This is a genomic window from Providencia huaxiensis, assembly GCF_002843235.3.
GTDB classification, from domain to species: domain Bacteria; phylum Pseudomonadota; class Gammaproteobacteria; order Enterobacterales; family Enterobacteriaceae; genus Providencia; species Providencia huaxiensis.
Map to the genome: position 1 here is coordinate 2,545,542 of NZ_CP031123.2, position 14,138 is coordinate 2,559,679.

11 protein-coding genes are annotated in these 14,138 nt (G+C 39.2%); 7 read left to right on the top strand and 4 right to left on the bottom strand.

The window, feature by feature from the left end; genetic code table 11:
* Positions 1 to 230 precede the first annotated feature (230 nt).
* The 4 genes from CYG50_RS13430 to dmsD all read left to right on the top strand — a co-directional run bounded on the left by CYG50_RS13430 (position 231) and on the right by dmsD (position 4,826).
* The gene (locus CYG50_RS13430; RefSeq protein ID WP_102139993.1) at positions 231 to 2,600 is read left to right on the top strand and encodes a DmsA/YnfE/YnfF family dimethyl sulfoxide reductase; all 2,370 of its coding nucleotides are present in this window, start codon (positions 231 to 233) and stop codon (positions 2,598 to 2,600) included.
* 10 nt (positions 2,601 to 2,610) lie between these two features.
* Positions 2,611 to 3,228 (top strand): DMSO/selenate family reductase complex B subunit, encoded by a 618-nt coding sequence (locus CYG50_RS13435; protein WP_102139994.1) that lies wholly within the window; start codon positions 2,611 to 2,613, stop codon positions 3,226 to 3,228.
* A 1-nt stretch (position 3,229) separates the two neighbouring features.
* Entirely contained in the window at positions 3,230 to 4,087 is an 858-nt protein-coding gene (locus tag CYG50_RS13440; protein ID WP_102139995.1) for a DmsC/YnfH family molybdoenzyme membrane anchor subunit, read from the top strand.
* A gap of 121 nt (positions 4,088 to 4,208) precedes the next feature.
* On the top strand, positions 4,209 to 4,826 hold the full coding sequence (dmsD, locus tag CYG50_RS13445; protein ID WP_102139996.1) for a Tat proofreading chaperone DmsD: 618 nt from the start codon (positions 4,209 to 4,211) through the stop codon (positions 4,824 to 4,826).
* Positions 4,827 to 4,969: 143 nt separating this feature from the next.
* Here the strand turns inward: dmsD and CYG50_RS13450 are convergent, their stop codons facing one another.
* The 3 genes from CYG50_RS13450 to CYG50_RS13460 form a co-directional block, all read right to left on the bottom strand.
* Positions 4,970 to 6,112 carry a trans-sulfuration enzyme family protein gene (locus tag CYG50_RS13450; protein ID WP_102139997.1) on the bottom strand — a complete coding sequence of 381 codons (1,143 nt, stop codon included), beginning with the start codon at positions 6,110 to 6,112 and terminating at the stop codon, positions 4,970 to 4,972.
* A gap of 210 nt (positions 6,113 to 6,322) precedes the next feature.
* Positions 6,323 to 7,747, bottom strand: coding sequence for a Na+/H+ antiporter NhaC family protein (locus CYG50_RS13455; RefSeq protein ID WP_102139999.1), 1,425 nt, complete (start codon positions 7,745 to 7,747; stop codon positions 6,323 to 6,325).
* Between the two features lie 40 nt (positions 7,748 to 7,787).
* Entirely contained in the window at positions 7,788 to 8,933 is a 1,146-nt protein-coding gene (locus tag CYG50_RS13460) for a trans-sulfuration enzyme family protein (RefSeq protein ID WP_102140000.1), read from the bottom strand.
* 556 nt (positions 8,934 to 9,489) lie between these two features.
* On the opposite strand from CYG50_RS13460, the gene dbpA reads away from it, so the two are divergent.
* Positions 9,490 to 10,863, top strand: coding sequence for an ATP-dependent RNA helicase DbpA (gene dbpA, locus CYG50_RS13465; protein WP_102140001.1), 1,374 nt, complete (start codon positions 9,490 to 9,492; stop codon positions 10,861 to 10,863).
* 56 nt (positions 10,864 to 10,919) lie between these two features.
* On the opposite strand, the gene CYG50_RS13470 is transcribed toward dbpA, so the two are convergent.
* Positions 10,920 to 11,363, bottom strand: a complete 444-nt coding sequence (locus tag CYG50_RS13470) for a PACE efflux transporter (protein WP_102140002.1) — start codon at positions 11,361 to 11,363, stop codon at positions 10,920 to 10,922.
* 101 nt (positions 11,364 to 11,464) lie between these two features.
* Here CYG50_RS13470 and CYG50_RS13475 point away from each other — a divergent pair, with 101 nt between their 5' ends.
* Entirely contained in the window at positions 11,465 to 12,364 is a 900-nt protein-coding gene (locus CYG50_RS13475) for a LysR family transcriptional regulator (protein ID WP_102140003.1), read from the top strand.
* Positions 12,365 to 12,396: 32 nt separating this feature from the next.
* A complete protein-coding gene (locus CYG50_RS13480) occupies positions 12,397 to 13,689 on the top strand; it encodes a cytosine deaminase (RefSeq protein ID WP_102140004.1) in 1,293 nt (430 codons plus the stop codon).
* Positions 13,690 to 14,138: the final 449 nt, after the last annotated feature.

The window sequence follows — 14,138 nt, forward strand, 5'->3', positions numbered from 1 at the left end:
TTTATTCATGATGTTAGAGTGATATCAATTATCATTAATATTTATTTATTATGAAAAAGTTACCAGTTTTACAAATATAACTTCGTTGATATGGCGCAAAAAAAACTAAATATGTCAGAGTAACATAGCCCTTGAATAACACTATATTTAATATGGTCATAAAGGCTAATATCAATGAATACAAAAAATAAATTATTAAATAGCCCTATCACAAGGCGCAATGTCGTGAAATCTGGCACTGCAGCGGTTTATTTGCTGCAGTCGGTGGTTTATCACTTCCTTTTAATGCAAAAGCAATCGATAACACTCAAAACTCAACATCCCCTGAAGAAAAAGCCGTTTGGAGTTCATGTACCGTTAACTGTGGTAGCCGTTGCCTATTACGCCTTCATGTTCGTGACGATGAGGTATATTGGGTTGAGTCTGATACCACCGGGAAAGATGAGTATGGTAATCATCAAGTAAGAGCTTGCCTACGTGGTCGTTCAATCCGCAGGAGAATGAATCACCCAGATAGATTGAAATACCCAATGAAACGCGTAGGAAAACGTGGAGAAGGCAAATTTGTCCGAATTTCATGGGAAGAAGCCCTAGATACTGTCGGCAATAGCTTACGCGATACATTAAAAAATTATGGTAATGAAGCCGTTCATGTTTTGTATGGAACGGGTGTTGACGGCGGTAATATCACCAACTCAAATGTTCCCTACCGCTTAATGAATTCATGTGGTGGTTTCCTGAGCCGCTATGGCAGTTATAGTACCGCGCAAATTCGTGCGGGTATGAATTATCTGTATGGTTCTCAAGAAGCCAATAGCCCTGATGATATCGCAAATACAAAATTAGTTGTGATGTTTGGAAATAACCCCGCGGAAACTCGTATGAGTGGTGGAGGTGTGACTTATTATGTCGAACAAGCACGTGAACGTTCCAATGCGCGCATGATAGTTATTGACCCTCGTTATAATGACACTGCTTCTGGTAGAGAAGATGAATGGTTACCTATTCGCCCTGGTACTGATGGTGCACTCGCTGCTGCATTAGCTTACGTGATTATTACTGAGGATATGGTCGACCAAGAGTTTGTTGATAAATACTGTATCGGCTATGACGAAAAAACCTTACCGGCTTCTGCTCCTCAAAATGGTCACTATAAAGCCTATATTTTAGGCCAAGGTACTGATGGTGTGGCTAAAACACCACAGTGGGCCGCTAAAATTACAGGTATTCCAGCAGATAAAATCATAAAGTTAGCCCGTGAAATAGGCCAAGCAAAACCCGCTTATATTGTTCAAGGCTGGGGTCCTCAACGTCATTCAAATGGTGAGCAAACCGTTCGAGCAATTGCCATGTTAGCCATTATTACGGGGAATGTTGGCATCAGTGGTGGAAATTCAGGCTGTCGTGAAGACACTTATGATTCCGGTGTTGAATGGTTTCCAATGCTCGATAACCCAGTCAAAACTCAAATTTCTGTTTTCACATGGACAGATGCTATCGAACGCGGTACAGAAATGACTGCTATTCATGATGGTATAAAAGGGAAAGATAAATTAGATGTTCCCATTAAATTTTTATGGTGCTATGCCAGTAACACATTGATAAATCAACACAGTGATATCGCTCGCACTCATGAAATTTTACAAGATGACAGCAAATGTGAAATGATTGTTGGTATCGACCACTTCATGACAGCATCTGCAAAATATTGCGATATTTTACTACCTGATTTAATGCCTACCGAACAAGAAGATCTCATTCCTAGTGAGTCCGCAGGAAACATGTCATACATGATCTTAGGCCAACCAGCCACTAGCGCTAAATTTGAGCGTAAGCCCATCTATGAAATTTTGTCTGAAATTGCTAAACGCTTAGGCCCTGATGTCGAACAAAAATTCACTGAAGGCCGCACCCAACACGAATGGGTTAAATATTTATGTGAAAAAAGCCGTGAACGCTTCCCTGACATGCCAACTTATGAAGAAATGAAAACCGTGGGTATTTTCAAACACAAATGCCCAGATGAGCATGTCATTGGATTTAAAGCCTTTCGAGAGGATCCTCAAGCCAATCCATTGAAGACACCTTCCGGGAAAATAGAAGTTTACTCTGAAAGCCTAGCTGAAATAGCGAAAACATGGCAATTAGCACCTGATGATGTGATTGACCCGTTACCAATTTACACCGAAGGCTTTGAAAGCCATATCGATAATCTTAATAAAAAATACCCATTACAAATGACAGGTTTTCATTATAAAGCCAGAACGCACTCCAGTTATGGCAACATTGATATCTTAAAACAAGCTTGTCGCCAAGAAATATGGATTAACCCAATAGATGCTAAAGCACGTGGTATTAAACAGGGTGATATGGTCAAAGTTTTCAATGACCGAGGTGAAGTTCATATTCCAGCAAAAGTGACACCAAGGATCATGCCAGGCGTGACTGCTATGGGCCAAGGGGCTTGGTTAGATGCCGATATGTTTGGCAAAAAAGTAGACCAAGGCGGGTGTATTAATGTCCTCACGACTCAACGCCCTTCACCGCTTGCTAAGGGGAACCCTCAGCATACTAACTTAGTTGAAATTGCTAAATTATAAGGAGCCCGGTATGTCACAACAATATGGTTTTTATATTGATACACAACGTTGCACGGGCTGCAAAACGTGCGAACTCGCCTGTAAAGATTTTAAAAACTTATCCTCTGATGTTCATTTTCGTCGTATTTATGAATATGCAGGCGGTGACTGGACTGAGCAAGATGGTGCATGGCATCAAAATGTATTTTCTTATTATGTTTCCATTTCATGCAACCATTGTGAAGACCCTGCTTGCGTTAAAGTTTGCCCAAGTGGCGCGATGCATAAACGTGAAGATGGCTTTGTCGTTGTCGATGAAAGTGTTTGTATTGGTTGTCGTTATTGCCATATGGCATGCCCTTATAGTGCACCTCAGTTTGATGCCGTTAAAGGGCATATGACGAAGTGTGATGGCTGCTATGAACGTGTAGCTGAAGGTAAAAAACCCATTTGTGTTGAGTCTTGTCCACTACGTGCATTAGATTTCGGGCCTATTGAAGAATTACGTACAAAATACGGTACTATCAATGAGATAGCTCCTCTACCAGCAGCACACTATACCAAACCCAATATTGTGTTAAATCTCAATGCAAATTGCCGTCCTGTTGGCGACACCACAGGTTATTTAGCAAATCCGGAGGAAGTTTAAAATGGGCGCAGGTTTACATGAATATCCGTTAATCTTCTTCACCGTTATAGGTCAAAGTGTTGCTGGCGCATTTATACTTATGGCTCTGGTATTATTAATGAAACCCATAAAAGAACAGCATCATAGAATTGTCATGAGCATGTTCGGTTTATGGGCATTAATGGGAATTGGCTTTTTACTGTCCATGTTGCATATGGGATCACCGATGCGCGCCTTCAATTCAATGATACGTGTTGGTCATTCAGCGCTCAGTAACGAAATAGTCAGTGGCTCAATATTCTTTGTCTTAGGTGGGCTGTATTGGTTACTGTCATTACTGAAGAAGATGCCCAAGTCTATTGGTACTATTTGGTTAATTGTCACAATTATTTGTGCGGCAATATTTATTTATGCCATATCTCGCGTATACCAAATTGATACCGTCCCAACTTGGTTTAATCATTATGGTAGTTTGCAGTTTATCTTAACCAGTTTTATTGCGGGGCCTGTACTTGCTGCATTTTTATTGCGCATAGCAAGCTATGATATCAATAACGTCCGCTTTTTTACATTAATCAGTATTGTTGCGGTGATTGCGAGTAGTATTTTGGTAACGGCACAAGGGTTTGAATTAGGCTCTATCCAAAGTTCAGTACAAAAAGCCTCAGAGCTTGTTCCTGATTATGCCTCGCTAATGGGATGGCGTACTGTTTGCTTAACATTGGGGCTAGCTTTCTGGATTTACCCGCATGTTAAAATGAAGAACCCTTCAATTATTGGGCTATTAGTCGCCGTCTTATTAGTAATTCTTGGTGAATTGATTGGTAGAGGCATATTCTACGGGGTGCATATGACTGTGGGTATGGCGGTTGTAGGCTAATTACTAATCCCTTGTTTTTGCGATGATAAGAAGGACAATTACCTTCTTATCATCGACAACAATCTCATGTTTCGCTACGATCACATCAACGCATCATCATCAACATAGCAAGTGGACAAATATGGAACAAAAATTATTGGCAGATTTTTCGCTTTGCGCGCAAACTTTGGGAGCATTATTTTATTATGATCCTTCTGATGCACGCGTAAATACGTTAATTGATTTATTTACAACGAGCGAATGGTTAGCTGAGTGGCCATTTACTCAGGATTATGATTGCCAATCTATTGATAAACTCTTTCAAGATAGTCTTTCTGAAACAGAAACATTACAAGAAGCCTACCAGCGCTTATTTATTGGCCCTTATGCATTACCTGCACCACCTTGGGGTTCCGTTTATCTTGATAAAGAAAATGTTATTTTTGGTATTTCGACACTTGAATTAAGAGCATGGCTTCGTAATAACCAAATTAATATTGAATTAAATCAAAAAGAACCTGAAGATCATGTAGGGCTATTATTTCTTCTCACCGCTTGGGTGATTGAAAATAAACCAGAATTATTACGTGAATTTCTAGAAATACATTTTTTACCTTGGGTATATCGCTATTTAGAAAAAATGCAATTGCAAAGTGGGAATGCATTTTATGTAGCCAGCGCGCTGCTCGCGACTGAAACTTTAAAACATATCCAACAAGCTGTTCAATTAAATCCTGTCAATAAAGAAATCTGTCTTTAATTTTACCTTACTCAAATAAGTATTTTGCGAAGTATAACGCCCTCTAAATAATCTGACTATTTAGAGGGCTTAAAATATTATGGGGGTTTTTTAGGTGTATGGCAGGTATCACTCAGAAGTAAAATGCATCACTAATGGCCTAATTACTGAACCTGCGATAAAGCAGAATCGACATCAGCGAGTAAATCATCTATATCTTCACAGCCCAATGAGAACCGTAATAACCCATCTGTTACGCCTTGCAATAATCTCTCCTCATCAGGAATACAAGCATGGGACATCATTCTGGGGTAGGAAATAATTGACTCAATTCCCCCTAAGCTGACCGCAACAAGTGGAATACGAACCGTATCTAAAAATCGTTTTACGTTTTCATAACTCCCTAAATCAAAGGAAACCACCATTCCGCCATTTTTAGACTGCTGCATATGAGTCATATGGTTTGGGTGTGAAGCTAACCCCGGATAAAAAACGTGTTGTACTTTTGGGTGCTCATTCAGATATTCTGCAAGCTTTTGTGCATTTTCACTGGCTCGTTCAACTCGCATTGCCATTGATTTTAAACCACGCATCGTCAGCCAGCTGTCAAATGGTGCAGCAATACTACCAATAGCAACTGCTGACTTATGTAACCACCTAGCGTATTCAGCGTTATTCGTTGCTACCGTCCCCAAGATCACATCACTGTGGCCATTAATAAATTTAGTCGCGCTATTAATAGAAAAATCAATTCCAAGAGAGATAACATCTGATAACAATGGCGTCATAAAGGTATTATCACAGATGGTGATCATATTATGCTGTTTCGCTATCCCAATAACAGTTTTTAAGTCAGTCACTTGTAATGTTGGATTAGATGGCGTTTCAATATAAAACGCTTTGGTGTTTTCCGTTATGGCTTGCTGATAATTCATTGGATTGGTCGCATCAACAAAGGTCACTGAAATGCCATAACGAGGCAGAAACTCAGTCATTAATTGAAAAGAACCACCGTAAATATTTTTGCAGGCAACGATATGGTCGCCCTGACTAAAATTAAGCAATACGGCACTTATTGCTGCCATTCCTGAAGAAAAAACCTCAGCAAATTTTGCATTTTCAATTGCGCAAATAGCCTCACTTAATGCATCTCTCGTTGGATTGGAAAAACGCGAATAAATATGGTCGTAACTTTCCTCAATATTGGCTTGTGAAAAAGTCGATGATTGATATAACGGGATAGAGGAACTTCCGGTATATTTATCCGTCATGGGGTAACCATGAATAACCTTAGTATTAATTTTCATAAATAAATCGCATTATCAAAAGTGTATTTAATCATTGCTACATTGATTTCAGAATAAGCAAAAATAGCGAGTGCACCACTCGTATAAATATCACGACCTAAGTATTCTGAAAGATTATTTAATTTTGCTAACGGTGTTAGCCCTTGAAGTAAATCTATTTTATTTATGGCGACTGATCGTTGTCTAATATTCGTTGAATTATTCACCTTATTAGTATGTAAAACCTAAATAAAGGTAAACCATCAGCGCAAATGCAGCTGTCACAGTGGCATAAGGCATTTGGGTACGAATGTGCTCAATATGGTCACAATCTGTTGCCATAGACGCCACAATTGCATCACTGGAAATGGGTGATGTCATGTCTCCGTATATTGAACCTGCAATGGCTGCACCAATCATATATTCAACAGGCATTCCAACTGAAAGCCCTAACTGCACACCGATTGGGATCATAATGGCAAATGTTCCCCACGATGTTCCCGTTGCTAATGACATCACCGCACTGATTAAAAAGATAAAACCAATTGAGAAAGCAGGCGAAATAACACCCGAGGTGACTTCTGCGATATAAGCACCGGTATTTAAATCGGAAGAAACGGTTCCCATTAAAAAAGCGAGGATCATCACTGAGCTAATTTTTACCATGCTGGCATAGCCGATATATAATTCTTTAAAGAAAGTCTCAATATTGAGTACTCGACGCGCTAAGAACCATACAAAAGAGACTAAAGTTCCAAACATGACTCCCCAATATACCGATGTTGAACCACTACCTTTACTAAAATCCCCATTACCTGTGATATAAAGCGCAACAGGTACCATTAAGACCGTTGATAAAATTGGGATAAAGAAGTTAAGAGAGGTATGACAATTAGGGTGCTCAATAATATCTTCATCATCCTGCTCAGTTTCTTCCGCGGATAACAGCGTTAAAGCCTGCTGCTCTGCACGTAAATCTGCCTTTTTCATTGGCCCCCAAGACACATTGGAGAAAATATAAAATAGCACTGAAGCGAGAGAAAACCACGCCATGATATTAAATACCATGGAGCCGGCTAAAATTTCAAAAGGTTCTCCAGTAATAAGGCCTTTAGATATTTGTACGCCAATAACGCCCATCATTGCCGCTCCCCAACCATTGATCATGGCTGATGAACACACTGATACACAGGAAGTCTGCACAATGTAGGACATTTTTTCTGGCGAAACACCGTATTTTTTCGCTAATGTTTTTGTTGATGCTCCAGCAATTAATTGGTTAATAGAGCTTTCAATAAAAATTAATGATGTAATAATCATCGCCATTAATTGAACAGCTTTTTTATTTTTAATTAACTTTGTTTTATTCGTTAATAATTTAACTAATGATCGCACACCACCAGTAACAACGACTAGCCGCATAATACCGCCAATCATAACCATAAATAGAATTGTTTTAGTATTTCCCGGTGATGCAAATGTATTGATAATACCATCGAGCGTTCCATTTATACCCAATAATATATTGTGATCATATATAACGGTAAAACCAACTAATATCCCCAGTAATAATGACAATATAACTTGTCGTGTAAAAATGGCTAGAAGTATCGTCACCATTGGCGTGACAATGGTCCAAATTCCATAATCATTCATTAGATGCTCTCTTATTATATTTTATTTTGATTTTAATAAATTAAGATAATGCGTTTTCTAAATCATTTAATAAGTCTGTGATATCTTCAATGCCTACAGATAAACGTAACGTAGTATCATAGACATGGATACTTTCTCTTTCTTCTTTTGTCATCGACCCATGTGACATGGTTGCCGAATGGTTTACCATGCTCTCAACACCACCTAGCGATTCCGCTAAAACAAAATATTTAACTTTAGATAAAAATATTTTGGTGTCTTCAATATCCCCTTTCAAATTAATCGTCACAACCGCTCCACCTGTACGCATTTGTTTTTTGCATAATTCATGTTGTGGATGTGAAGCTAACCCCGGGTAATAAACCTGCTCCACCTTCGGGTGAGTTGATAAATATTTCGCGACTTGTGCTGCATTGCTACATTGTGCCGCCATACGTAAAGCCAATGTTTTTAATCCACGTAAAGCAAGGTAGGCGTCAAAAGGAGAGGCAATTGCTCCAAGGGTCGTTTTTAGAAAATCGAGGCGGCTGGCTAAGTCTTCTCTTTGGGTGATCACCGCACCACCAATTAAATCGGAATGGCCACCAATATATTTACTTGCCGATAACATCACTAAATCGGCTCCTAATTCTAATGGTTTTTGGTTCCAAGCTGTTGCAAATGTATTATCAACACAAGTTAAAATATTATGCTCTTTGGCAAGTGAACAAATGACATTGATATCAACTAATTCTAATAATGGATTAGTTGGGCTTTCAATCCAAATTAAGCGTGTGTTATCTTTTATTTTTGTTTTAACTTCATCAAGATTATTCAAATCAACATAGTCTATTTGGTGACCGCTATTAATGGTTGAAACTCGTTCAAATAACCGAAATGTTCCACCATAAACACCTTTCATCGCAATAATATGTGAATCTTTTGGTAATAAATTTAATACTAAACTTGAAGCAGCCACACCGGAAGCCGTTGCTGTTGCATAGCTTCCACCTTCGATTTCAGCTAATAAGGTTTCATATGCATAACGCGTTGGGTTGCTGCAACGTGAATAACAATATTCGCCATGCTCGGTTAAACTTTGTTGAACAAATGTACTGGCCGTTGTAATAGCAGGAAAAATAGCATGATTAACAGTATCTTGCTGCTTCCCACCATGAATTAAAACTGTAGCAATATTCTTAGTCATAATCTAAAACCCAATATAGTAAAATAAAAACGATATCTTTATATTTGTTGCCAAAAGAAATATGCCACAGGGAAATAGAAAATTTTTTCTAAAAACTGATGCCTTTTTCCAAATTAAGAGAAAACTTTTCTATTTGGATGTTAATATTCTTTAAATTCATAACGTTAGTTAATTACCAGCAAATGAGCTAGCCGTCACAATATTATTATTTTGTTTCTCCTTCACAATCAACCATATCGCAAGAATCATATAACCCATTAAAATAAAACAATAAATGTTTTGTTTTGGTTAAATGTATCATCACGTAATGTAATTGATTGGTGGCAAAAACCGAGTTAATTTAACATTAATATCTGTAATTACTCTTAATTTCCATCGAGTAATACTATTAAAGAAGAATATGAGAGAAATTTATTCTCCCCCTCTCATTTCAGACATTTAACCCATATCGATGATTGTAGGGTTTAACGTTAATCTTGAATTAAAAACAGACAGAGTAAGGTAGGAATAGTATTATTAGCGCCATTATGTCTTTTATTCTATTTGAGATTGTATTGTGACTTCATTTGCTGACCTAAACGCGCTTTCTGCGGAACAACTCGCTAACTTGCAAGAGTTAGGCTACCTAAACATGACGCAGATCCAAGCGGCCGCTCTTCCCCCTATCCTTGCCGGAAAAGACGTTCGAGCACAAGCTAAAACTGGCAGCGGCAAAACGGCTGCTTTTGGTCTGGGTTTATTACAACATATTGACGCTAAATTATTTAAAACTCAGTCATTAGTTTTATGTCCAACTCGCGAACTGGCAGACCAAGTCGCTAATGAATTACGTCGTTTAGCTCGCGCGATCCCTAATATCAAAATTTTAACGCTCTGTGGTGGTGTGCCATTTAGTGTACAACGCGACTCCCTTGCCCATGCTGCTCATATTATTGTTGCCACCCCGGGACGTTTACTTGATCATTTAAATCGTGAAACAGTACAACTTGATGCATTGCAAACATTAGTTTTAGACGAAGCAGACAGAATGCTCGATATGGGCTTTATGCCAGATATTGAGTCCATCATTGACTACGCACCAATTAATAGACAAACACTATTATTTTCAGCTACTTGGCCAGATGAAATTGCACGAATTAGTCAGCAAATTCAGAATGCCCCTCAAACAATTGAAATCAATAGTGTTGATGAACTTCCTGCCGTTGAACAACAATTTTATGAAGTCGCTCGTCACGAAAAAATTGAATTATTACAAAAACTCTTGAGCCGTGAACAGCCAGCTTCTTGTGTCGTTTTTTGTAATACGAAGAAAGATTGCCAAGCCGTTTATGATGCCTTAACCGCAAGCAAGCAAAGTGTCTTAGTGCTTCATGGTGACATGGAACAGCGTGAACGCGACCAAACTCTTGTGCGTTTCGCTAACGGAAGTAGCCGTGTATTAGTGGCTACGGATGTTGCCTCCCGAGGGTTAGATATTAAAGCCCTCGAAATGGTGATTAACTATGAATTATCATGGGATCCTGAAGTGCATGTTCATCGCATCGGCCGAACTGCACGTGCTGGAGAAAGCGGTTTAGCGGTGAGTTTGTGTGCACCAGAAGAAGCCCAGCGAGCCAATGCTCTAGAAGAAATGTTAAATATGAAGCTTAATTGGCAAGCCGAGCCTACAGGTATACGTATCGCTCCGTTAGAAGCGACGATGATGACCTTATGCCTTGATGGTGGTAAAAAAGCCAAAATACGCCCCGGTGATATTCTCGGTGCCTTGACCGGCGAAGTTGGCCTCAATGGTGCCGATATTGGCAAGATTGTGATCCACCCTACCCATGCCTATGTCGCACTCAAACGTGAAGTTGCGGTACAAGCTTGGAAACATTTACAGCAAGGGAAAATCAAAGGAAAATCCGTTAAAGCTAGGCTACTAAAATAACCAATATTTTCTGTGTTTCCTTCCAATATAAAAAGGAAGGAAACACATTAGTCATTCTATAATGCCACGTTATTTTCTTGCGGTAATGCCGATTTCGGTAAACCAAATATTTTGTCGAAAGCCCAATTAAAAAAGAAAGTATAAATTGGGATAAAAATAATTAGGGCAAAATCAAGTATTAATGCTTGTAAAAGACTAATTGACAACCACCATGCAATTAAAGGAATTAAAAAAACCACCAACGTTAATTGAAATAATATGGCGTGTACAAACCGGCGCCTAAAAGTTCTAATGCGTGATTTTTGCTTTGATTCCCAATATTCAAACGCAGTATTAAAAATAAAGTTCCAGCTAACCGCAATCGTTGTTATGACTAAAGCTAATGGACCTGTTGTTTCCGCAGAATTACCAGAAAGAAAAGCTAATGCTAAAGCTGAAATTAACCAACCAATAACCTCATAAGCCGTTACAAAAACAATTTTACGTTTAATCCCCTGCATTTTTCCACCCCCAAAAATATCATTATCAATAAGGTGGTAAAATAAATATAATTCAATGATAATAAAAGTCAGCTTCTATCAGTTTTATTGAAAGGTCAACAATGCCATTTAATAGTGATAACTTAACAGTTTTTCTTACTGTATTAGATAAAGGCTCATTTTCTGCAGCGGCAAGGGCCTTAAAACGCGTACCTTCAGCGGTTAGCATGGCAGTAGCGAATCTAGAGGCTGAACTTGGATTTGAATTATTTGATAGACATACGCGGGAACCTAAACCCACAGAAAAAGCGCTTTCATTAGCGCCCTACGCACGACATATTATTGCCAATTTATCTCAACTCAATACTTTTTCTCTGGAATTATCTCAAGGTGTTGAAAGCACACTGACCATTGGTATTGCGGCTGGTATTAATGCCAATTTACTCTTTGATGCTCTACATATTTTAAGCCAGCGTTACCCTTTACTGCATATTGAGCTGATTACCGCACCTCAAGATGATCTTTTACCGTTACTACATGAACAACAAATTCATCTCGCGATTGTCTTTGGCGGTTTAAATGTTAATTCCCAAGAGCAATTTCATTACATTGGCGAAGAATCAATTATTGCCACCATTTCTGCTAAACATCCCTCTCTACAAAATAAAACTTCACTTTATATCGAAGATCTTGTTGAAAGTCGGCAAATAATTATTGCGAGTCGTCAGCGTGAACTGAGTGATATCCGCATTCTAGTTTCCAGTAATTATTGGAAAGCAGACAGTTTCTCTTTGGCTCTCGGTTTAGTCGAGAATGGTATGGGATGGGGAAATTTTCCTTTATCACTGATTAAAGATAAATTAAACGATGGCTCACTAAAACCCCTTGAGTTTAAAAATACCCCAAATGGCTTTAAGTTGCCTATTCATGCAGTATGTTTGAAAGGGCATGTGCTTAAACGTGGTGCACAAGAATGCATTGAATTACTAAAAAAAGTGACGCTACCCTCAACCCATTCTTAAATCGCCGCCATACTACTGATTCGGAGATAACCGTGCTTAATCAAACTATCAAACATATCCATAATATCCGTTTACCTGAGTGTGATGGGCTGTGGCGTATTGATATCGATAATCAGAAAATCCAAGCTATTCTTCCACAAATTGAAGGCGAAGTATTGCCAAACAGCGTAGACGGTGAAGGTGGTTTAGTAACCGCTCCCTTCGTTGAGCCACATATTCACTTAGATACCACTCAAACCGCTGGGCAACCCAATTGGAACCAGTCTGGAACGCTCTTTGAAGGTATCGAACGTTGGGCTGAGCGCAAAGCGATGCTCACCCACGATGACGTTAAAAGCCGAGCGTGGCAAACCCTTAAATGGCAAATAGCCAATGGTATTCAACATGTTCGCACCCATGTGGATGTGTCAGACCCGACATTAACTGCACTGAAAGCGATGTTAGAGGTAAAACAAGAAATCGCACCTTGGGTTGATGTGCAAATTGTTGCTTTCCCTCAAGAAGGTATCCTGTCTTATCCAAATGGCGAAGCCCTGTTAGAAGAAGCATTACGCCTCGGTGCCGACGTCGTCGGTGCTATTCCACATTTTGAGTTTACCCGTGAGTATGGCGTAGAATCTCTCCATAAAACATTCGCTTTAGCGCAGAAGTATGACCGTTTGATTGATGTCCACTGTGATGAAATCGATGATGAGCAATCCCGTTTCGTTGAAACGGTCGCAGCGTTAGCGCATGCACAAGGCATGGGCTCTCGCGTCACAGCAAGCCATACCACCGCAATGCATTCATACAATGGTGCTTATACATCTCGTTTATTTCGCCTGCTAAAAATGTCTGGGATTAACTTTGTGGCTAATCCGTTAGTGAACATTCACTTACAAGGCCGTTTTGATACTTACCCTAAACGTCGAGGTATCACCCGTGTTAAAGAGATGCTAGCCGCGGAGATTAACGTCTGTTTCGGTCACGACGATGTATTTGACCCATGGTACCCTCTAGGTACTGCCAACATGCTGCAAGTCCTGCATATGGGGTTACATGTTTGCCAATTAATGGGTTACCAGCAAATCAATGACGGATTAAAGCTGATCAGTGAATACAGCGCACGTACGTTGAACTTGCAAGATTATGGTGTGAGTGAAGGAAAACGCGCTAGTTTATTGATTTTACCAGCAGAAAATGGCTTCGATGCCGTGCGCCGTCAAGTCCCCGTGCGTTACTCTATTCGAGATGGTCAGGTGATCGCCAATACCCAACCGGCGGTAACCCAAATTCATTTAGAACAAACGGAAACAATACGTTATGGATATACTCCAAAAATCTAACCATTAATTTTTTATTCCAAAATGGCTCCCTATAATCATCGGTGAGCCATGTATCTTGTAGCTCATCATTAAATTTAAATATGATCAGCCCGAAAACTAATCTTAATCGGATAAAAAGCAACTAATAGCGTATTTCTTACACAAAAGTCATTCCTATATACTAGACTTAATCCAATACTTATTGCAGAGCTTAAAAAGCTTTGGAGTGCAAATAAACGTCTTATAAGAACTCCTTTTTTGGTTATAAGTGCCATTTCTACGTATTAAGTGCAATTTCTATTGAAATTCAATGTGAACGTTTTATATTTTTTAGAGAGTTATCTGAAACTGGATTTGAGCTTTATTTATAGCAACAATAACGCTAATACACTGACTGTCATGCAGTGGTGGTCAATATTCCTGTTTTGCTGTACCGCGAATACGTCACAAATAAAGTTCTCTGAATCCCA

Bases quoted from the DNA above. Each gene is read 5' to 3' on its own strand.
- CYG50_RS13470 (WP_102140002.1), bottom strand. From the start codon at position 11,363: ATGCAGGGGATTAAACGTAAAATTGTTTTTGTAACGGCTTATGAGGTT.
- CYG50_RS13475 (WP_102140003.1), top strand. From the start codon at position 11,465: ATGCCATTTAATAGTGATAACTTAACAGTTTTTCTTACTGTATTAGAT.
- CYG50_RS13455 (WP_102139999.1), bottom strand. From the start codon at position 7,747: ATGAATGATTATGGAATTTGGACCATTGTCACGCCAATGGTGACGATA.
- CYG50_RS13440 (WP_102139995.1), top strand. From the start codon at position 3,230: ATGGGCGCAGGTTTACATGAATATCCGTTAATCTTCTTCACCGTTATA.
- CYG50_RS13460 (WP_102140000.1), bottom strand. From the start codon at position 8,933: ATGACTAAGAATATTGCTACAGTTTTAATTCATGGTGGGAAGCAGCAA.
- CYG50_RS13435 (WP_102139994.1), top strand. From the start codon at position 2,611: ATGTCACAACAATATGGTTTTTATATTGATACACAACGTTGCACGGGC.
- CYG50_RS13450 (WP_102139997.1), bottom strand. From the start codon at position 6,112: ATGAAAATTAATACTAAGGTTATTCATGGTTACCCCATGACGGATAAA.
- dmsD (WP_102139996.1), top strand. From the start codon at position 4,209: ATGGAACAAAAATTATTGGCAGATTTTTCGCTTTGCGCGCAAACTTTG.